Genomic DNA, 19,667 nt, shown 5'->3' with positions numbered 1-19,667 from the left:
ATTTCAGCACTCACTTGTTATAAATCCATAGCTGATTATTATCCCAATATGTCTATTCCCTTAGACAATCGATGCAACGCAGTAAGGACATTTGAACTTAGCCAGCAGGTGGACACTTCTACTTAGCCTTGACACTGTAGAGATAGGCGGAATTTAACGCTTCTGTGGTCATGATTGACTGATGCGACAACCACCGAAGGACATGGACTTTTTCTCCAATATAGCAATATCCCTGCGGCATAAAGAATGAAGTCTTTTATGCCGCAGGGGCTTCCGGATGTTAGTGACAATGTCAGAAAAAGAACTCAACCGTCTCAATGCAAGGCAATCAATCCGGTACTGGTCAATCCAGAAGAATTCAGAACTAGTTTGAAGCGTTGAACATATAACCTACCTTAGAAGTAAAATGTACTGAGGTTGATTATATGAATAAATATCAATTGATTATGATACGTCCATTCAAAGGCTGTATTGGCCGATTGTTAGCATGGTGAATTACTGAGCGAAATTGATTGATTTGTTCGGTAGATGCACTCACTGGTTGATCCAAGACAATCCATCTAACACCTTCAGAACATGGCGGTGTGGTTAGCGAACCGCTAAAACGGTAGAAGTTAAACTGTTTCGGCAGCAGCGTTTTGATATCCAGCGGCTTGTTCAGCACGGCAGTCTGATCGACGGCTGCAGGTATTTGCTGCCAGGCCTTCGCCAGTTGAGTGTTGGCTTTACCCTCCAGGAACATCAGGGCCAGCACCGCGAGGGCACCGTCTTTGTCTTTGTAGACAAAGTGCGCTTCCAGTGGGAACTGCTTGCCGTCGATTTCATTTTCGCTAGGGGCGTGGAAATGGAACTGCTGCAGAGTGAAGGTGCTGTTATCCAAGCGCAGGGTGTTACCTTCGCTTACGTTGACTTGAATGGTGTGTCCATTGTTAACGATTTGCTGTTTGCCCTGCTGGAAAGCAAGCTCAAGTTTGCCATGATTGCTTTTCAGTGCGCCCTGAATGTTGATCGGTGACTGATTCTTACTGTTTTCACACAGTGAAAAGTCAGGTGATAGTTTCCCCCAATGAGCTGGGTCTTCCGAGCCTTCGTAACTCCAATGAGGAGAGTGTTCTGTTGCAAGACTTGAGCAGCTTATGGACAGCAATACAGCAAAAATTACTTTTTCTTTCATCGTTATAAAACCTGCGAACTAATATGGATTCCAAAGTATAAGTACTTCAAAGTGACATTTCTACTATCTGAGGTGTTGCTCTTTGTCATTGCGGGTTCTGGTTTACTCTGTCTAACGATCATCTTATATGTTCATCTGGCTTATCGGTGTAAACCTAAATATACCCCGCTAACTGGCTAAAACCCATAATGAGAGCAATACTTATGTTTCTACAGAAGTCAGCGCCGTTTGATCGTAAATATCTTTGATGAGAGGAATACTATGAAATTATTTAAAGCTATAACGACGTTAGTTCTACTGGGTGCATTCTCTTCCGGTGCCATCGCCGCCGAGCTGTTAACTAAAGATGAACTGAGTAAAAACCCAGGTCAATACGAAAAGATTGGTAATGTTGTTACTGCCGGTGAACAAGCCCCCAGTGACGCCAAAGAAGAGTTATCCAAAAAAGCAGATGCACTGGGTGGCGATTATTACGTTGTAACATCCGCTAATACCAATACAAAAATTCATGCCACCGCTGATGTGTATAAGAAAAAACAGCCATAATACTTTAGTATTAACGTATTAATATAAAACCCGCCTTCATATAATCCAGAAGGCGGTTTTGCCTGAGGCCATACAGCATATTGCTTGGGCCTGAGCACTTAACCCCCCTCCCCGCGTGCCATAAGATCAATATGCTCGCCATTATTTTCTGCAAACGCCAGGGGTAAATCTATCCTATTGATTTTTATGTTAATAATGTTAGTTGCGTTACCAGACGATTAAATATGATTAATAATAATCTTATCCGCCTTGGTGTTATCTACGTTTTTTGCAATAAGCCATCGGAATAATTCTCTATTATTGCACCATGTCATTATTTTAGGAGAATATCATGATATCAGTTCACGTTCAGAATATGCTAAATAAATACTCTGCGATGAATACTAAGCAGGAACCGGTGAAAAGCAGCAATAGTAAAATAGGGTTTTTTAAAAAAAACATCACCAAGATTAGCCATGCTCCTATCGCACTTAAATTAGCTAACAGTACAAAGCCTCCTCAGGCCGACATGAGCGCGAGTATAGTAAAAGTTAATACCCAGTCAGCAGGAATTCCAACCGACATCATCAGCCAATTATCGATACAACTGGAAAAAAGAAATAATGGTGGCCTGGATGGAAATAAGAGCCGTAACAGCGGTAATAAATTCGCCGAGGAAATTAATAAACTGAAAGTGCAGGATGCACTGGAGGCCCCTAAGCGGGCTGAAGCAGAGGCCAAAGATGATGCCAGAATTGCCAAGCTGATCAAGGCTGAAATAACCTTGGCAAATGAGGCGGAAATCAACACCAACGCCAGAGCTAAACAAGTTATTGTTGATATAAAAGTTGACAATAAAGGCGTCCCACTTCCACCGCCGTTACCGCCATTATCGGTCGGCGAAACAAGTAAAATCAATTTGAAATCTGCCAGCCAGCTCAGCCCTATTGCTCAACATGCGGTAGCCAGCCCCAAAACAGCGATCTCGGATAAACTGATCAGCGAATTAGCCCGAGAGCTGGGAAAAAGAGGTCATGGTGTATCGAATGAAAATAAGGCAAGTAACAGTGGTAATAAATTCGCTCAGGAAATTGCTAAGCTAAAAGTGCAAGATGCACTAGAGGTCCCTAAACGGGCTGAAGCAGAAGCCAAAGATGATGCCAGAATTGCCAAGCTGATCAACGCAGAGACAGCATTGGCACAAGAGGCAGTCAATAAAGCCAGCGCAGCTAAACAAGCTATGGCCGATATCAAAATTGATGGGAAAGGCGTACCAGTACCTCCTCCGTTGCCGCCGTTATAGCATGTAAAACAGTTAACTCAGCCAGACGTTGCGGCTGAGTTAACTCTGCGGGTAATGGCTTTCAACCTTATTCAATAGTATGTTATCGGTATATATTATTGGCAACGAAATAAGGACTGGCTATGATCGTTTTCGTCACAGGTGCAACCTCTGGTTTTGGTGAGGCTATTGCCCGTAAATTTATCAGTCACGGTCATCAGGTTATTGCAACAGGTCGCCGGCAGGAACGCTTAGACCAATTAAAAAACCAATTAGGCGCAAACCTACATATCGTACGCTTAGATGTACGAAATCGTGCGGCCATTCAACACGTTATTGATGAACTGCCCGCTGAACTACAGAATATTGATTTGCTGGTAAACAATGCAGGCCTGGCATTGGGGCTAGAACCGGCTCATAAAGCCAATGTTGACGACTGGGATACAATGATTGACACCAATACCAAAGGTTTGGTGAATATGACACGCGCTCTATTGCCTGCGATGGTTGCGCGTAACGTCGGTCATGTGATCAATATTGGCTCTACTGCGGCGAGTTGGCCCTATGCCGGAGGCAACGTCTACGGTGCGACCAAAGCATTTGTTAAACAATTTAGTTTAGGCTTGCGAGCCGATTTACACGGTACACATATTCGCGTGACCGATATTGAACCCGGCATGGTCGGTGGCACTGAATTTTCATTGGTTCGTTTTGACGGCGACGAAGATAAAGTGGACAAAACCTACGACGGCGCTAACCCCTTGACGCCAGAAGATATTGCCGAGGCAGTTTTCTGGGTCGCTACTCTGCCTGCACGAGTCAATATCAACACACTGGAAATGATGCCAGTAAGCCAATCTTTTGCCGGGCTGAATATTCACCGCGAAGTGCAATAATACAGAAAATGAGTGGCTGGATGGGTGTTCACCGCCCCGCCCCTCATTTACCCGCCAGCCTGCCATAATAATAAATATGTTTTGTCTTAAGTATTTTCAATGTGAAATTAACTCTGACTTTGAACATTGGGTCTGACAAATTTAGGGGGGATATATAAATCCAATCCTAAGTTGCCACAATACTCTCTAAACATATTTATAGATCCGACGCCGGACTTCTCGTACATCACACCTAATCTGTTTTCTATGGTTCTGTGAGATAAAGAAAGTCTTTTCGCGACCATTTTAGTTGTCATAGGTTGTAATATGAAAAAAATAATCTCAAGTTCTTTCTCGCTGAACAGGTCTGTTGGCGGGGTCAGTGTTAATACTGAAGGTGTACGGCGGTCTATATATTGAGAAAGAGAAATGAAATTTAATTTACTGGCGTTGGTTAATGTTCCTATACATTCACCAATTTTATTGTAAATCGGGAATCTGGGTAAATAGTAAGGTTCCAGTATTCTATCTCGACCATAAAAATGGGTTGAAATAATGGCCACGCGCTTTCCACTTCTCTCCGCCTTTCTGTCATTTGCTTGATATTGTTCAGCAAATTCCGCCCAATCAGCAGGGCATTCATTATCTAATCGCCCCTCGATATCAAAACTGGCAGGTAAATTCAAAAAATCCAGACCCGCTTGGTTTACGTACACATAACGCGATTGGCAATCTCTCACAACCCACGGTTCATTGCTGTGTTCCATAATGGAGACCAGCGGAAGGGAATTCAAGGATTCTACGACGACGTCCTTTGAATTTGGTGGCTTCTTTTGATTTTGTTCATCCATGATCAGCTCAGCCTCTCAAGTTTTGTTTTAACAACAAAAAGAAGAATTCGACAATTGAGTGTAACTGATTAAAGTATACTCAACAGAATTTGCGATTTCAAGCGAGTTTCGAAGATGTATCTATTATCTATTAATCCTTATAATAAATTTACTTTCCTGAAAATTCCTCAACATTATATGAGAGGTTAATACTAAAAAACATTCTATCATAATAAATTAAAATACTAATTATTTGATAAAACACAATCGCCACCATTACAATAAAACAGAAGACGTTAAAAATACGTGTGTTGGGGAATTTTACAGTTAAATATCTTACTAGAAAATAAACAAACTAAAATATCACCCAAAAACTATTACGAAAGCGGTCACCGCCCCGCCCTTAATTTACCCGCCAGCCGGCCACAATAATCATCATGCCAGCCAACGCAACGCCGGCTCCCACCCAGTCAAATGCCGATAACTTAACGCCATCAACGAACCGTAACCACAGCAGCGCGGTGACCACATAAACGCCGCCATAAGCTGCATAAACCCGCCCACTGGCGGCAGGATGCAAGGTCAGAAGCCAGACAAACACGGCTAAACTGGCGGCGGCGGGCAGTAATAAGCCGATGGAACCGCCTTTACGTAACCACAGATAAGGCAGGAAGCAGCCCACTATCTCGGCCAGTGCGGTGACAAAAAACAGTAATGATGTTTTTAACATAATAGATACTCGTGATATCGCCTGGGTCGCATTAAGGTTACGCCAGACCTGAAATTAACATTACGTTACTCTACATATCCTCAACAGGACTGTCGTTGACTGGTTTATCTGTCGTCAGCAATGATATAATTTAGCTACCGCTGATAGCGTGCCAGTTAACCACATGATTCTCTACCCTCACCGCTGATAAAGGACTTAAGACGATGAAAATAAACAGCCTGCCACGCTTAATTCGTGCATTTCTGCCCACCGTTATACTGATGGTGCCACTGGCCTATCTTGCCCCAGCACAGGCACAATCGGCAAACTGCACGCAGGGCAGTACTTGTGTTTCAGTCGGTGGCAGTAATGATCCTATGACCAAAGAACAGGCTCGCCAAAGCCAGCAACAATGGGACGATACTCACCTGCTGCGTAGCAAAGTGAATACCCGGGTAGAAAAGAGTTTTGATAAATTCGATCGGGCAGTCGATGCCAAAGATAACTGTGATCGTAGTGTAAATTTAAATGCTTATTGGGAGCCGAATACTGAGCGTTGTCTGGATCGTTCGTCTGGCCGCCAGATTAATCCGTAATTGAGCGCTATGGTTCGGATTTACTTGAGGTTACAGCTATTTGGACTATGCTTGAGGCATTGCTTAGGAATCAATATGTTAGGCAAACTATTCATCCACATAAGGATTTTATGATGAAAAAAACGCTTATTATCAGTACGTTGTTATTATCTTTGGCCCCGCTAGCTGCTGTGGCATCGTGTGAAAGTGTGAAAGCAGAAATCGCGCAGAAGATTATCAGTAACGGCGTGCCTGAGTCCGGTTTTAAACTGGATATTGTCCCTAATGATCAGGTTCAGCAAGCGGGCGGTCAGGTGGTCGGGCATTGTGAGAACGATACTCAAAAGATTGTTTATACTCGGATCACTGACGGCGAATAATCCTGCCTCCTCATCAGGGCGTGCCTTTTGATACGCCCTTTGTCTATTTAGCTGTATTTCCACCTAGCCTGCACATGTTATGAAACGGCCAATTCACCTCTATTATTACCGTGCCCTGCTGCGCCGATTGCTGATATCCATCATGCTGGGTGTGATGGCGGCGGTGATTGTTTGGCTGTTTCATCAAGCGATGCTGGGAATTGAGTGGCTACTTTTCGCCCGAACAGATGGCAGCCTGGTAGCCGCGGCCTCGTCGATCAGCGGCTGGCGACGAGCATTAACCCCGGCGCTGGGAGGGTTCACGGCTGGGTGTTTGCTGTGGGCATATCAACGCTACCAACATCGCCAACCCACCGCACCGACTGATTACATGGAAGCCATTGAAACCGGTGATGGTCGATTAGATGTCACCGCCAGTCTGGTGAAATCCTTTGCCTCATTATTAGTAGTATCAAGTGGCAGTGCCATCGGCCGTGAAGGTGCAATGGTGCTATTGGCCGCGCTGTTTGCCTCTGTTTTCGCCCAACGCTACGCAAAACCGCAAGAGTGGAAGTTGTGGGTTGCCTGTGGTGCGGCAGCCGGTATGGCCAGCGCTTATCACGCACCGTTGGCCGGCAGCCTGTTTATTGCGGAAATTCTGTTTGGTACGTTGATGCTCGCCTCGCTCGGCCCGGTGGTGATTGCTGCCGTCAGCGCCCTACTCACCACCAATTTGTTACATGGCGGTCAGGAAACACTGTATCAAGTGCAGGCACTTCCTGCCCCGTTGCCAATACAATATGTCTTGATGGCACTTTTAGGGGTATTAGCCGGGTTTAGTGGCCCGCTGTTTTTAACCGGTATGAGCGCCAGTGGACAGGCCTTCCGTTCACTGAATCTATCACCGCCTTGGCAACTGGCATTGGGCGGAGTGATTGTGGGGGTACTCTCGCTTATTTTTCCTGAAGTCTGGGGCAATGGCTACAGTGTGGTGCAGTCACTGCTGACCACCCCTCCTGGAATTTTACTGATAGGCGGCATTTTGGTATGCAAATTGCTGGCGGTCTTGGCCAGCAGTGGTTCCGGTGCTCCCGGCGGGGTGTTCACGCCGACCTTATTCGTCGGCGCAGCATTGGGCATGTTATGTGGGCAGATACTTGCCTGGTGGCCGCTCCTGCTGGGTGACAACATTGCACTGTTGATGGCATTGACCGGTATGGCGACACTATTGGCAGCAACCACCCATGCCCCTATTATGGCCGCATTAATGGTCTGTGAAATGACGGGTGAATATACTCTGCTGCCGGGGTTATTATTATCTTGTGTTATTTCGACAACAATCGCGCGGTGGATACGCCCCATTTCGGTATACCACTCACGCTAACATTTTATTAAAGGCACACGGTTTATTTTGACTAAACCCCATCAAAATAAGAAATGATTTATTTCATCATGATGGATAAATCTAAATATTTGGCCAGAGGTTTTTCTTCCGGATGTGGCAGGTAAGGTAATTGCCCTAACTGTGGCGCGGGTATACATTCGCGTAGCAATGCAATTGTTTCAGCATAATGGGCCAGCCCCGGATTAATACGATTAGCCACCCAACCTAATAAAGGTAAACCATCATTGATAATTGCCTGTGCCGTCATTAAGGCATGATTGATGCAACCTAATTTGATCCCCACGACTAAAACAACCGGTAATTGCTCCTGAACAACCCAATCAGAATAAAAGCGCTGATCGTTCATCATGACTTTCCAACCGCCACAACCTTCAACCACCACACTATCCGCTTTGGCGGATAAACACTGTAATCCTTCCGTCATTTCATTGTAGTTAATTAATGTATTTGTGCAGGCATGGATCACATCGGCCTGCAATGGAAATGGATTAATCTCTTGATACTCTACTTTAATAGATGACGATGCTTGCAATATTACTGCATCCTGATTACGTAAACCCTCTGGCGTTTCGCGGCTCTCGGTCGCAACAGGTTTATAGCCTACGGCGGTTCGGCCATTTTGACTTAAGGCTTGAAGTAAGGCGCGTGACACCACCGTTTTACCTACAGCGGTGTCAGTTCCCGTCACAAATAAACGTGTTAACATAATAATACTCCACAATCAGGCCACGTAAATTCACGTACTTCCGCCGAAAGTGGGCGGAATTGGCAATATGGATAAAAGTCTAGGCGATGCCGACAACTGACAGTTTGCGTTAGCGCAATGTTTTGCCGAACTGAGAGCGGTTTTTAACAGATAGTACAAAATAACAGGCGAAATAGGCATAAGCTACCTACTAATAATTAACTCTTTATTATTAGTGTTAATACATTAGCCTTGCAGTAATTTCACCAGTAATGAGCCGTTATATAATGCGTCTTTTACTAATGCCGCACCGGGCATGGTGCCCTGATTAAAAAACTCCGTTGATTCAACCAGAATATTCTCACTGTATGCCGGTAATGCTTGCTGGCGAATACAAGATGCAATGGCCGGATGCAAAATAGAAGCGGCTTTATTCAATGGTGAGCCAACCAGAATTTTTTCTGGATTGAATAAGTTAACCATAATGGCAATAATCCGCCCGACGCTGTGCCCGACGCCCAGAATAATATCTTTGGCAAGCTGGTCACCGGCTAACGCTGCATCACATAATGATTCTACATTCAGTGGCGAGCCATGTAATAACGAACTCATTGAACCGTTGAGCCGTTGCTGGGCAATTTCTAATATATTTTCAATACTGGCGACCGTTTCAAGGCAACCGTGATTACCGCAGTAACAACGTTTTCCATAAGGGTCAACTTGTGTATGGCCAATTTCAACCACACTGCGGCTCCCGGCATGTAGCACCCGGCCGGCGGTGATAACGCCAGCGCCGACGTTGTGGTCAATCACCACCTGAATAACATTCTGACAACCGCGTGATGCCCCATATAGCGCTTCAGCCATCGTCCAGGCGCAAATATCATGTTGCAGATAGACCGGCAATCCGGTGCGTTGCTCCAACGCAGGCCCAAGCAGCATTTCATTCACATCATAAAAGGGCATTTTATGCACAATCCCGGCGGGGGCATCAATGATGCCGGGCATGGTAATGGCGATGGCCGTTAAGCGTTCGAGCTTTTCCTGATGGCGGATAAAGAAGTGGTCAACTTCACTCAGGATGCGATTAAGCAGCGGTTCAGGGTGGCTATCGGGTAACGGGATCTGTTCTTCAACCACCAGTTTGCTGCTGAGGTCACGCAGCGCAAGTGTTATCGAACCACGGCTGATGCGCCCGGAGACATAATGCCAGGCTTCGGTATCGAGCACCAAACCGATGGCAGGCCGCCCACGGCTACCCACGTCCTGATATTCTGTCTCTTTTACCAGATGGGCTTGCACCAGCTCGCGCACTATCTTCGTGATACTGGCAGGCGCTAGCTGCGCTCTTTTGGACAGTTCAATACGGGATATCGGGCCAAAAAGATCAATCAGCCGATAAACGGCCCCTGCATTGGTTTGCTTGATTTGATCAATATGCCCAGGCTGTCCATCCGTTATCACTGAACCGGCTCCTTCTTTGCCTACAGAGTATTTTTCGCGCTTCTAAATAAATATTATCGGCTATGTTGGGGCTTTTAGCATATGCCGTCAACTATTTGATTAGTTATGTGATTTACTGCACATAATCACCGCTATCCTGCGCTTCATTGGCGGTTATTTACACGCTATCTATATTAGTAACCGATTGAATATTAGACATCATCAAATGAATTAATGCCTTTGCGGCGGCGGTAACCGGGCGATGTTTATGATTGACCAACCAGACTTCGGTGGTGGCATCCGCTTGCGCCAGTGGCAGATATCTTACCCCATCAACTTTTACCCGCGTAAATGAGGCGGGCAGAATTGAAACGCCTAAACCGGAGGATACCAGGCCGACGATGGTCATCGCCTCCCCGACTTCTTGCGTAATATAGGGTGTGATGCCTGAACGCGCTAATATTGTCAGGATTTCATCATATAACGCGGTGCCCACTTCGCGAGAAAAAAACACAAAGGGCTGCTCGGCCAGTGCGCTGAACTTGACGCTGCCCTGCGGCCATTGTGCCAGCGGATGATCTTCATGGACGACCGCCACTAAAGGCTCGCGCAGCAATAAACGGTGTTGTAGCGCAGCCGGCAGCCGGGTATTACGCATCACGCCAAGATCCAGATGCCCATCCAGTAGCGGCTCAATTTGCTGTTTGCTATTCACTTCGCGCATCTTGATATGCACTTGAGGATGCAGTTGACGAAAAGCCCGCAAACTGCGCGACACCGTGCTGATAAAGGGCGCGGATGATGTAAAACCGATGGTCAGTTCGCCTGATTCCCCACGGTGCAAACGTGCGGCTTTCTCGGAGGCCGCATTAACCTGCGCCAGAATTTGGTAAGACTCCTTTAAAAACAAGGCCCCAGCCTGGGTTAGACTGACATTGCGATTATTACGCGCCAGCAGGCGGGCACCAATTTGGCCTTCCAATATTTGAATTTGCTGGCTAAGGGGGGGCTGAGAAATGCGCAAGCGCTCCGCTGCCCGACCAAAGTGCAACTCTTCGGCCACCGCAATAAAATAACGTAAATGCCTTAGCTCAATGCTCATCTAACTCCAATGATATGTTTAAAGTCTTATTATGAATAATTAATATATTAGACAAAAAACTGCACTATTTCTATGATCATAAAATCAAAGCAAGACACCGTCATCATAGCCACCACGGTGTTCAGACCGTTTTTGATTAAGGATATACCGTGACCACCTCTTTGCGCCCTGCCACTACTGCTGCGTCTGTGCGCGCCGCAAATGATGATGCCACCCCGTTAGTATCGGCACCCGGCGTTAGGCGCTTAAATAAACGCCCTTATATTCAACGCAGTACCCCGGAATTTATCCGCGTTACCCTGGCCTTTTTCACCGCTGGGCTTGCGACTTTTGCCCTGCTCTATTGCGTGCAACCGATCCTGCCATTGCTGTCGCAGGACTTTACTGTCTCACCGGCCAGCAGCAGCTTATCCCTTTCCGCCTCCACCGGCATGTTGGCTCTGGGGTTGATGTTTACCGGGCCACTTTCTGATGCCATTGGCCGTAAATCTGTCATGGTGGTGGCACTGATGCTGGCGGCTATTTGCACCTTAATTTGTTCAGTTATGACCAGTTGGCACGGCATTTTGTTGATGCGAGCACTGATTGGTTTGTCTCTGAGCGGTGTTGCCGCTGTTGCAATGACCTATATCAGTGAGGAAATTCACCCCAGTCTTGTCGCATTGTCGATGGGGTTGTATATCAGTGGAAACTCTATTGGCGGGATGAGTGGCCGCCTGATCACCGGTGTATTAAGTGATTTCTTTTCCTGGCGAGTCTCACTGGCGGTCATCGGGTTGTTTGCTTTAGCCGCCGCCGGTCTGTTCTGGCGCATTCTCCCTGCCTCTAAACACTTTCGTGCCAGTTCACTGCGGCCAAGAACGCTGATGATTAACTTCAAACTGCATTGGCGTGATCCGGGTTTGCCGCTGCTATTTGCTGAAGGTTTTCTGATCATGGGCAGCTTTGTCACTTTGTTTAATTATATTGGTTATCGCTTATTGGCTGGGCCTTATTACTTCAGTCAAGCGGTGGTCGGTTTGCTGTCTATCGTCTACCTGACCGGTTCTTATAGCTCCCCCAAGGCCGGTGCTCTGACTAGCCGCTATGGCGGTGGCCCGGTGTTGTTAGCGTCAATCACCCTGATGCTGATTGGGGTGGTTATGACCGGTTTATCACCGGTCGCGGTCATTATTATCGGCATGATGATCTTCACCGCTGGTTTCTTTGCTGCTCACTCAGTGGCCAGTAGTTGGATTGGGCGGCGAGCGCGGCGCGCTAAAGCGCAAGCCTCATCACTTTATCTGTTTTGCTATTATGCGGGTTCCAGCGTGGCAGGTACTTTAGGGGGTGTTTTCTGGCTAAATTTAGGCTGGGCCGGCGTGGTGGGTTTTATTAGCGTGTTGTTGTTGATGGCATTGTATGTTGGGCAGCGATTACGTCAATTACCCGAAGTAGCAAGAATTTAATCTTAAATTCGCTACACCGTCTATGATTAAGGTGAAACTTAATACCATGCGTTACTGTGGTTGCAATATAGATTAAGTATCTAATGTATTTGGGATTTTATCACGATACGATTCTCTTAATTTATTTAATGTCAGGAGACACGATGACAAGTCACTTTCTTACGCTTTGGGACATACTGGCGACGACATTTTCAATTTTCTTTTTTTATCGCTTATTTGCTGATCTTATTCCAAGTGATTTCTGATTTGTTCAGAGATCATGAGTTGAATGGGTTCTACAAAGCAATATGGATTATATTCTTGCTATTTATCCCACTGCTCACCTCGCTTTTGTATCTTGTTACTCGCGGCAAAGGGATGGCGCAGCGTTATCGGGCGACGGTGCAGAAATCGGTGGCTGAAACCAATGACTATATCCGCCATGTGGCGGGCAAATCGCCAGCAGAGCAGATTTCTGACGCCAAGAAATTGTGGGACGAAGGGACGATTACAGAAAGCGAATATCAACAGCTAAAGGCTAAAGCACTGGCTTAATCACTGAGTTTTCTGTTTCATCACGCAGGCTAAATGTCGCGAATCAGGCATTTAGCCTTTTTTGTTTGGTCCACAATAAAATAATGTAGCCGAATGGCTTATGGCATAGGTTGCCCTTTTCAACTTACTGGAATCCATAAGAATAATAGCCACTGACTTCAGCCAATGTCAGTCGTGTTTCATCACCACAGTGCTTATAATCACCACCTTATTATGTTCTACTTTACCCAGTTTAAGAAAGAGGCTGAAGCGCGGCTCGCTGTATTGGCATCAGCGACCCAGATCACCTGTCCGGATGGGTTGAACCGCCCTTCCACACCGTATTTAGCTTGTTTTTTCATACAGGTAGATCTCGCTTTTATTAAAGACAGCACGGAACTTTCATGGTGCTGTCTTTAATGTTATAAATACTGTATGTTGTAACTAAAATGACCTTTATAAGAGAATGCTATGGCTAGATATGATCTGATAGAGCGTATGAATCGCAGTTTCAGCGCACTGGAAATCGCATTGCAACAGCTCCACCAGCAACTTCATGCGCTGCCACTTCTCGCCGCTCGTGTGTTTTCACTACCTGAAATTGAAAAAGGCACCGAGCATCAACCCATCGATAAAATAGCAGTGACGGCCACTGTTGGTAATAACGCCAGGGATTTGGGATTACGCCATTTCCAGCGCTTATTTATCCATCACCAAGGGCAAAATACCAGTAGTAAGGCCGCCCTGCGCTTGCCCGGTGTATTGTGTTTCTCGGTGACCGATAAACAACTGGGGCAATGTGAAAATATCATTTATCAAATTAATCAGTTGAAAAGTGAGCTGGAACATATCATTACCGTCGAGTCCGGCTTGCCGAGCGAGCAACGTTTCGAGTTTGTCCATACCCACTTGCATGGGCTGATTACACTCAATACATACCGCGCCATTACGCCACTGATCAATCCCAGTTCAGTGCGTTTCGGTTGGGCCAATAAACATATAATTAAGAATATCCCGCGCGAAGAGGTATTGATTCAACTGAACAAAAGCCTGAATGCTGGGCGCGCAGTAGCGCCATTTAGCCGTGAACAATGGGGGGAATTAATTAGTCAGGAAATCAATGATGTTCAACGCTTACCTGAAAATACGCGCTTAAAAATTAAGCGCCCGGTAAAGGTGCAGCCCATTGCGCGGGTTTGGTATCAGGAGCGGCAAAAGCAAGTGCAACACCCCTGCCCTGTGCCACTGATCGCCTTTTGTCAGTCACAATCCGCGGTCGAGCTGCCCAAGTTAGGTGAATTAACGGATTATGATGCCAGCCAGATTAAACATAAATATAAGCCACAGGCCAAACCGCTGCATCTCTTGGTGCCAAGGTTACATTTATATGTTGAAAAGGAATGATTCCACGCCAGTCAACAGCACTGGCGTGGGCGCTCCATACTATTCTTTCATATTCCCGACCATATCTTCCGGCCTGACCCATTCATCAAACTGAGCCTCCGTCAGATAACCTAACTGCACAGCGGCCGCTTTTAAGGTCAGCCCCTCTTTATGGGCTTTTTTGGCAATTTCAGCCGCGTTGTCATAACCGATATGCGTATTTAGCGCCGTAACCAACATCAGCGACTCATTCAATAATTGCGCGATGCGATCACGATTTGGCTCAATACCCACCGCACAATGTTGATTAAAACCGCGCATCCCGTCAGCCAGTAAGCGGACTGATTGCAGGAAGTTATGAATAATCAATGGCCGGAAGACGTTCAATTCAAAGCTACCCGATGATCCACCAATATTAACGGCCACATCGTTACCCATCACCTGCGCGCACAACATGGTCATCGCTTCACACTGTGTCGGATTGACTTTACCCGGCATGATCGAGCTGCCCGGTTCGTTTTCTGGAATGGATATTTCGCCGATACCGCAACGCGGGCCGGAAGATAACCAGCGCACATCATTAGCAATTTTCATCAGCGAGGCTGCCAGCCCTTTTAATGCGCCATGACTGTGAACCAAGGCATCACATGCCGCTAATGATTCAAACTTATTGGGTGCCGTGATAAACGGCTGCTGGGTTAATTTAGCGATTTCATCCGCGACTCGCACCGCATATTGCGGGTGCGTATTCAGGCCAGTTCCGACCGCTGTGCCTCCCAGCGCCAGTTCACACAAGTGAGGGAGACTCGCTTCAATATGCTGAATGCTGTGCGCTAACATCGCCGCCCAACCAGAGATTTCCTGCCCCAAGGTCAAGGGCGTGGCATCTTGCAAATGGGTGCGGCCAATTTTTACGATATCTCGATAAGCCTGCGCTTTGCCTGCCAGGGTTTTCTGCAATACGTCCAGTTCGGGTAGCAGATGTTGGCGCAGCCCAATCACCGCAGCAATATGCATTGCTGTAGGAAATACATCGTTAGAACTTTGACTTTTATTCACATCATCATTGGGATGAACCAAACGGCTATTACCCCGCTCACCCCCCAATAGCTCGCTGGCACGGTTAGCCAACACTTCATTCATGTTCATATTGGTCTGAGTACCAGATCCGGTCTGCCAGATAGAGAGCGGGAACGCATTCGGATGGACATCGGCCAGCACTTCGTCAGCGGCGCACATAATCGCTTGCGCCCGTGTTGCGGGTAACAGGCCAAGGTCCATATTAACCTGTGCGGCCGCCCGCTTGGTCAGCGCCAGTGCATGGATCAGTGCTGTCGGCATTTTCTCTTGAGAAATGCGGAAATGTTCCAACGAACGTTGGGTTTGAGCGCCCCAGAGTTGATTGGCAGGTACATCGATTGACCCCATAGAGTCTTTTTCACTGCGAGTCGTCGCCATCACTGTCTCCTTCGCCTGTAGAACAGAACGTTACGCTATGTCACGCCAGTTGCTCTGGCAGCAGATAACTATAATGGCATAGTCGTCTTTATGCGATTGATTCGCATTTCTTTCACTTGTGCAACACCACAAAAGTGAATCGTGATGCGGTAACTACGTCTTCTCTACGAAAATCTGCACCCACGGGTTTTGTAGCTTGAACCGATGTAAGTATACTCATTACAATCATTTATCTAAGCGTATATCATCCAAATATATAATATGTTTCACTTATTTCAGATGGCAGAGCATAAACATGCAAAAAATGAAGAATGCAGTACAAAACTATGCCTGGGGTAGCCCTCGCGCCCTGACCGATCTTTACGGTATTCCTAACCCACACGGGAAACCGATGGCTGAATTGTGGATGGGCGCGCACCCCAAAAGCAGCTCTCAGGTCGCCGATGCGAACGGCCAGTGGCATTCATTGCGCACGGTTATCGAACAGGACCCCGATGCGAATCTGGGGGCCGATATCTACAAACGTTTTGGCGAATTGCCTTTCTTATTCAAAGTACTTTGTGCTGCGCAGCCATTATCGATTCAGGTTCACCCGAGTAAAGCCGCTGCCGAAATAGGTTTTGCCCGAGAGAATCAAGCAGGTATCCCATTGGATGCAGCCGAACGCAATTATAAAGATGCGAACCATAAGCCAGAATTGGTTTATGCCCTCACGCCATTCCAGGCGATGAATGGTTTCCGCACACTGGATGACATTCAGTCATTATTACAGCCATTGTCTGCCGCCCACCCTGATATCACGGCTTTCCTGCGCGAACCGGATACCGCACACTTAGCCACGCTGTTCGCCAGCTTGCTCAGTATGCAGGGCGAACCGAAAACGCTGGCACTTGGCATTCTAAAAGCCGCCCTCAATCATCAGTTGGGTGAGCCTTGGGATACGATTCGCAGTATTTCGCGCTTCTATCCTGAGGATAGCGGCTTGTTCTCACCATTGCTGCTGAATGTGGTTACGCTGCAACCAGGTGAAGCGATGTTTTTGTACGCTGAAACCCCCCATGCCTATTTGGACGGTGTGGCGCTGGAAGTGATGGCTAACTCGGATAACGTATTACGCGCAGGGTTAACCCCTAAGTTCATTGATATTCCTGAACTGATGGCCAATCTGCAATTTATTGCCAAACCGGCGGATACTCTGCTGACCACCCCAACACAGCAGGGTAATGAACAAATATTCCCCATCCCGGTTGAAGATTTTGCTTTTTCACTCCATACATTGACTCACGCGCCGCAAACGTTGGCACAGCACAGTGCCGCCATTGTATTTTGTGTACAAGGTCATGCAGTATTGAAAAAGCACGATCAGGAAATTATGCTACAACCCGGTGAATCATGTTTTATCCCGGCGAATGAATCACCGGTGACCGTGCATGGCGAAGGTTCTATTGCCCGTGTTTATAACTGAAACGGAACAAAGCCAGTGAATGGGTTGTCAATTATCGGCCAGACGAGGTTGTTATCGTCGCAAAAATCTTTGTGTATAGGTAATCTATACCTATATTGATTTGGGGATGCCCTTTTGACGGTACTCCCCTTAATTTGGTGGTAGGTCTTAGTGCCGCGTTCAACATAGTGAATTTGGTATATTAGAAAAGGATGAACGGAACAATGAAAAAATCGTTAGTGGCTGTCAGCGTCATAGTGGTACTTGGCGCAGCATGGACTGGAGCCTCATGGTATACCGGTAAACTAATTGAACAACGTATGGGCGAGTTGGTTAATAACGCTAACGGGCAGATTAGAACTCTGTTACCGAAAGCGGGCGTGAAATTCGCGTATAAAGACTACCAACGTGGTCTGTTCAGCAGTCAGGTTCGCTATATTCTGCAAGCCGATAGCAGTGTTGCCGGCGAAAAAGCGTTAAAAGAGGGCGATGAAGTGGCCTTTATCGAGACTATCGATCACGGTCCCTTCCCCTTGGCTCAGTTGAAGAGATTCAATCTGATCCCCAGCATGGCTTCTGTCCATACCGAACTGGCGAACACGCCAGCACTGAAGAAGTTATTTGAAGTGACGAAAGGCAAGTCACCATTTACCGCTGACTCACGTATTTCTTACAGCGGTGACACCTCTTCTGCCATTACTTTCATTGCGATCGACTATCAGCAAAATACTACCAGTATGAAATTCTCTGGTGCCACCATTGATGCTGATGTCTCGCGTGATATGCGTAATGTGAAGATGAGCGGCAACAGTGACAACATCGTGTTCACCAGCAAAAATCAGTGGGACCAACTGGAACAATTTAGCCTGCAAGGTCTGACGCTGAAAAGTGACAGCAAAATGGGCAAATTTGATCTCAGCATTGGTGACCAACAACTGGCTATCAAGCAGATGGGTTTCAGTATTGATGGCAAAGAAATGGCCACGCTGGCGGGCTTTAATCTCAACACCCAGTTGGGCGAAACCGATAAAGATCTGAATGGTAAACTGACCTACTCCCTTGATGCATTAAAGATTCAGGGTAACGATTTTGGTTCAGGTAAGCTGGCCTTCGCCTTCGATAAACTGGATGGGCAAAGTCTGAAGCAGTTCACCAGCGCGTATAACCAACAGGTGCTGCAAGCGGTTCAGGCCGGTGAAAATCTGGACCCAGAAGCCTACCAACAACAAATGACCGAGATGTTGCTGGCCAACGTACCTGCCCTGCTGAAAGGCAATCCAACCGTGAGTATCGCGCCTCTGAGCTGGAAAAATGCCAAAGGGGAAAGCTCATTTAACCTGAATATTGATTTGATGGACCCCGCACAGGCTAAAGCCACAGTTGAACCGCTGCTGCTGAAGTCAGTGAAAAAAGTTGATGCCACGTTGACCATTCCGATGGCAATGGCAACCGAACTGACCACGCAGGCGGCACGTCTGCAAGGTTACAGCGCGGAAGAAGCTCAGAAACTGGCACAGCAACAAGTCCAGGGCATTGCCGCGATGGGCCAGATGTTTAAACTGACCACCACCAAAGACGACGTTATCAGCAGCAGCTTCCACTTTGCAGATAACCAGGTCGATTTGAATGGTCAGAAAATGTCACTGCAAGAGTTTGTCGGCCTGTTTGGTATGTTCGGTGGCGGCGCACCGGCTGAAGAAGATACCGGCAGTGAGCCAGTAGCACAGTAATCCGTCCCGACAAGAGTGTGGCGGCGATGCAGCCACACTCTGTTTCACGTCCCCAGCCGCCTTTTATACTTCCCCCAACCCCGTAAAAATCTTTTCCCTACATGATGGCGGCTAAAACCCGTTTTCTCGACAAAAATGACCTCATGCTCTAACTATTTTTGAGCACAATCCGTAGCAGTAAATAATAGGGCTAAGCCTTGGTGGCGAATTAATACTCAGCAGCCACTCGGCCACTTATCATCATCTGTTATAAATGGGATCTGTTGGCTCTATTTATTTGAAAGATATATTGCATAAAAATAATCCGATACATACTCGTTTTCTTAAAGAAAGAAAAATTGCCACACGCTATTTTAGCGTTTTATTTAGGGCGAGGTATGTAACATGAAATTAAGAACAGTATTAAAAACGTATGATTCAGAAAAAAAGATCCAACATAAAATACGCCAAGAAGCGACCGTTTCCATTAACTCACCGACCAATAACAATTTACTAGGCAGATTATTTGGTGTTAAAACACACAAGTTATAATCAGGGTCAATTCTCAAGAGGCGAAGATAAACTATAACAAAGTGTTGGGCGGTTTAAAACAGACCATAACTGACTCAAACATGGAGCATAACAAAGCGTGGTTAATTGATGAAAGATTAACAATAGTTTCAGTTGCAGTCAATCAAGCCATTGATCATGCCAATGTCGGAAATGAATCAAAAATAGATAAAAAAGA

The 19,667-nt window shown here is 46.6% G+C and carries 17 protein-coding genes and 1 pseudogene; 11 read left to right on the top strand and 7 right to left on the bottom strand.

Translation table 11 applies throughout. The features are described 5' to 3' along the window. Positions 1–436 precede the first annotated feature (436 nt). Entirely contained in the window at positions 437–1,174 is a 738-nt protein-coding gene (locus tag YALDO0001_RS08450; RefSeq protein ID WP_004701998.1) for a carbonic anhydrase, read from the bottom strand. Positions 1,175–1,435: 261 nt separating this feature from the next. Between YALDO0001_RS08450 and yahO the strand changes: the two genes are divergently transcribed. The 3 genes from yahO to ydfG all read left to right on the top strand — a co-directional run bounded on the left by yahO (position 1,436) and on the right by ydfG (position 3,877). Beyond that, a complete protein-coding gene (yahO, locus tag YALDO0001_RS08445) occupies positions 1,436–1,720 on the top strand; it encodes a DUF1471 family periplasmic protein YahO (protein WP_004701996.1) in 285 nt (94 codons plus the stop codon). A gap of 508 nt (positions 1,721–2,228) precedes the next feature. Further along, on the top strand, positions 2,229–3,002 hold the full coding sequence (locus YALDO0001_RS08440; protein WP_049595993.1) for a hypothetical protein: 774 nt from the start codon (positions 2,229–2,231) through the stop codon (positions 3,000–3,002). Positions 3,003–3,124: 122 nt separating this feature from the next. Then, a complete protein-coding gene (ydfG, locus tag YALDO0001_RS08435) occupies positions 3,125–3,877 on the top strand; it encodes a bifunctional NADP-dependent 3-hydroxy acid dehydrogenase/3-hydroxypropionate dehydrogenase YdfG (protein ID WP_004701991.1) in 753 nt (250 codons plus the stop codon). A gap of 107 nt (positions 3,878–3,984) precedes the next feature. Here the strand turns inward: ydfG and YALDO0001_RS08430 are convergent, their stop codons facing one another. Together YALDO0001_RS08430 and YALDO0001_RS08425 are read right to left on the bottom strand one after the other, a co-directional pair. Next, entirely contained in the window at positions 3,985–4,707 is a 723-nt protein-coding gene (locus YALDO0001_RS08430; protein ID WP_004701988.1) for a helix-turn-helix transcriptional regulator, read from the bottom strand. A 382-nt stretch (positions 4,708–5,089) separates the two neighbouring features. Continuing rightward, positions 5,090–5,416, bottom strand: coding sequence for a YnfA family protein (locus YALDO0001_RS08425; protein WP_004701987.1), 327 nt, complete (start codon positions 5,414–5,416; stop codon positions 5,090–5,092). A 203-nt stretch (positions 5,417–5,619) separates the two neighbouring features. Between YALDO0001_RS08425 and YALDO0001_RS08420 the strand changes: the two genes are divergently transcribed. From YALDO0001_RS08420 to clcB, 3 genes are all read left to right on the top strand, one after another. Beyond that, positions 5,620–5,991 (top strand): DUF1283 family protein, encoded by a 372-nt coding sequence (locus tag YALDO0001_RS08420; protein ID WP_004701985.1) that lies wholly within the window; start codon positions 5,620–5,622, stop codon positions 5,989–5,991. A 113-nt stretch (positions 5,992–6,104) separates the two neighbouring features. Next, a complete protein-coding gene (locus YALDO0001_RS08415) occupies positions 6,105–6,350 on the top strand; it encodes a DUF1161 domain-containing protein (RefSeq protein ID WP_042545893.1) in 246 nt (81 codons plus the stop codon). 79 nt (positions 6,351–6,429) lie between these two features. Next, positions 6,430–7,713 carry a voltage-gated ClC-type chloride channel ClcB gene (gene clcB, locus YALDO0001_RS08410; RefSeq protein WP_004701981.1) on the top strand — a complete coding sequence of 428 codons (1,284 nt, stop codon included), beginning with the start codon at positions 6,430–6,432 and terminating at the stop codon, positions 7,711–7,713. Positions 7,714–7,771: 58 nt separating this feature from the next. Here the strand turns inward: clcB and bioD are convergent, their stop codons facing one another. The 3 genes from bioD to YALDO0001_RS08395 all read right to left on the bottom strand — a co-directional run bounded on the left by bioD (position 7,772) and on the right by YALDO0001_RS08395 (position 10,964). Next, positions 7,772–8,440 (bottom strand): dethiobiotin synthase, encoded by a 669-nt coding sequence (gene bioD / locus YALDO0001_RS08405; RefSeq protein WP_004701980.1) that lies wholly within the window; start codon positions 8,438–8,440, stop codon positions 7,772–7,774. A 225-nt stretch (positions 8,441–8,665) separates the two neighbouring features. Then, positions 8,666–9,883: a sugar metabolism global transcriptional regulator Mlc gene (gene mlc / locus YALDO0001_RS08400; protein ID WP_004701978.1), complete on the bottom strand. Its 1,218-nt coding sequence runs from the start codon at positions 9,881–9,883 to the stop codon at positions 8,666–8,668. Positions 9,884–10,040: 157 nt separating this feature from the next. Beyond that, positions 10,041–10,964 carry a LysR family transcriptional regulator gene (locus YALDO0001_RS08395; protein ID WP_004701976.1) on the bottom strand — a complete coding sequence of 308 codons (924 nt, stop codon included), beginning with the start codon at positions 10,962–10,964 and terminating at the stop codon, positions 10,041–10,043. Between the two features lie 149 nt (positions 10,965–11,113). Between YALDO0001_RS08395 and YALDO0001_RS08390 the strand changes: the two genes are divergently transcribed. From YALDO0001_RS08390 to tus, 3 genes and pseudogenes are all read left to right on the top strand, one after another. Continuing rightward, positions 11,114–12,412 (top strand): MFS transporter, encoded by a 1,299-nt coding sequence (locus tag YALDO0001_RS08390; RefSeq protein ID WP_004701974.1) that lies wholly within the window; start codon positions 11,114–11,116, stop codon positions 12,410–12,412. Positions 12,413–12,555: 143 nt separating this feature from the next. Then, positions 12,556–12,946, top strand: a pseudogene (locus YALDO0001_RS22350) (SHOCT domain-containing protein). Positions 12,947–13,396: 450 nt separating this feature from the next. Then, on the top strand, positions 13,397–14,329 hold the full coding sequence (gene tus / locus YALDO0001_RS08380) for a DNA replication terminus site-binding protein (protein ID WP_042839599.1): 933 nt from the start codon (positions 13,397–13,399) through the stop codon (positions 14,327–14,329). A gap of 39 nt (positions 14,330–14,368) precedes the next feature. Here tus and fumC read toward each other — a convergent pair whose 3' ends face one another. After that, complete coding sequence (gene fumC / locus YALDO0001_RS08375) at positions 14,369–15,766, bottom strand: class II fumarate hydratase (protein WP_042839598.1); 1,398 nt, start codon at positions 15,764–15,766, stop codon at positions 14,369–14,371. Positions 15,767–16,061: 295 nt separating this feature from the next. On the opposite strand from fumC, the gene manA reads away from it, so the two are divergent. Continuing rightward, positions 16,062–17,231: a mannose-6-phosphate isomerase gene (manA, locus tag YALDO0001_RS08370; RefSeq protein ID WP_004701965.1), complete on the top strand. Its 1,170-nt coding sequence runs from the start codon at positions 16,062–16,064 to the stop codon at positions 17,229–17,231. Between the two features lie 203 nt (positions 17,232–17,434). Then, complete coding sequence (locus tag YALDO0001_RS08365; RefSeq protein ID WP_042839597.1) at positions 17,435–18,940, top strand: YdgA family protein; 1,506 nt, start codon at positions 17,435–17,437, stop codon at positions 18,938–18,940. The last annotated feature ends 727 nt before the right edge of the window (positions 18,941–19,667 follow it).

The organism is Yersinia aldovae ATCC 35236, from assembly GCF_000173735.1.
Taxonomy (GTDB): domain Bacteria; phylum Pseudomonadota; class Gammaproteobacteria; order Enterobacterales; family Enterobacteriaceae; genus Yersinia; species Yersinia aldovae.
Note: the sequence above shows the minus strand (reverse complement) of the source record. Positions and strands in the feature narration are given on the sequence as shown.

Excerpts from the sequence above, each read along its gene's own strand:
- YALDO0001_RS08365 (WP_042839597.1), top strand. The coding sequence starts at position 17,435 with ATGAAAAAATCGTTAGTGGCTGTCAGCGTCATAGTGGTACTTGGCGCA.
- tus (WP_042839599.1), top strand. The coding sequence starts at position 13,397 with ATGGCTAGATATGATCTGATAGAGCGTATGAATCGCAGTTTCAGCGCA.
- manA (WP_004701965.1), top strand. The coding sequence starts at position 16,062 with ATGCAAAAAATGAAGAATGCAGTACAAAACTATGCCTGGGGTAGCCCT.
- clcB (WP_004701981.1), top strand. The coding sequence starts at position 6,430 with ATGAAACGGCCAATTCACCTCTATTATTACCGTGCCCTGCTGCGCCGA.
- YALDO0001_RS08415 (WP_042545893.1), top strand. The coding sequence starts at position 6,105 with ATGAAAAAAACGCTTATTATCAGTACGTTGTTATTATCTTTGGCCCCG.
- yahO (WP_004701996.1), top strand. The coding sequence starts at position 1,436 with ATGAAATTATTTAAAGCTATAACGACGTTAGTTCTACTGGGTGCATTC.
- bioD (WP_004701980.1), bottom strand. The coding sequence starts at position 8,440 with ATGTTAACACGTTTATTTGTGACGGGAACTGACACCGCTGTAGGTAAA.
- YALDO0001_RS08450 (WP_004701998.1), bottom strand. The coding sequence starts at position 1,174 with ATGAAAGAAAAAGTAATTTTTGCTGTATTGCTGTCCATAAGCTGCTCA.
- YALDO0001_RS08430 (WP_004701988.1), bottom strand. The coding sequence starts at position 4,707 with ATGGATGAACAAAATCAAAAGAAGCCACCAAATTCAAAGGACGTCGTC.
- ydfG (WP_004701991.1), top strand. The coding sequence starts at position 3,125 with ATGATCGTTTTCGTCACAGGTGCAACCTCTGGTTTTGGTGAGGCTATT.
- YALDO0001_RS08440 (WP_049595993.1), top strand. The coding sequence starts at position 2,229 with ATGAGCGCGAGTATAGTAAAAGTTAATACCCAGTCAGCAGGAATTCCA.
- fumC (WP_042839598.1), bottom strand. The coding sequence starts at position 15,766 with ATGGCGACGACTCGCAGTGAAAAAGACTCTATGGGGTCAATCGATGTA.
- YALDO0001_RS08420 (WP_004701985.1), top strand. The coding sequence starts at position 5,620 with ATGAAAATAAACAGCCTGCCACGCTTAATTCGTGCATTTCTGCCCACC.
- YALDO0001_RS08425 (WP_004701987.1), bottom strand. The coding sequence starts at position 5,416 with ATGTTAAAAACATCATTACTGTTTTTTGTCACCGCACTGGCCGAGATA.
- YALDO0001_RS08395 (WP_004701976.1), bottom strand. The coding sequence starts at position 10,964 with ATGAGCATTGAGCTAAGGCATTTACGTTATTTTATTGCGGTGGCCGAA.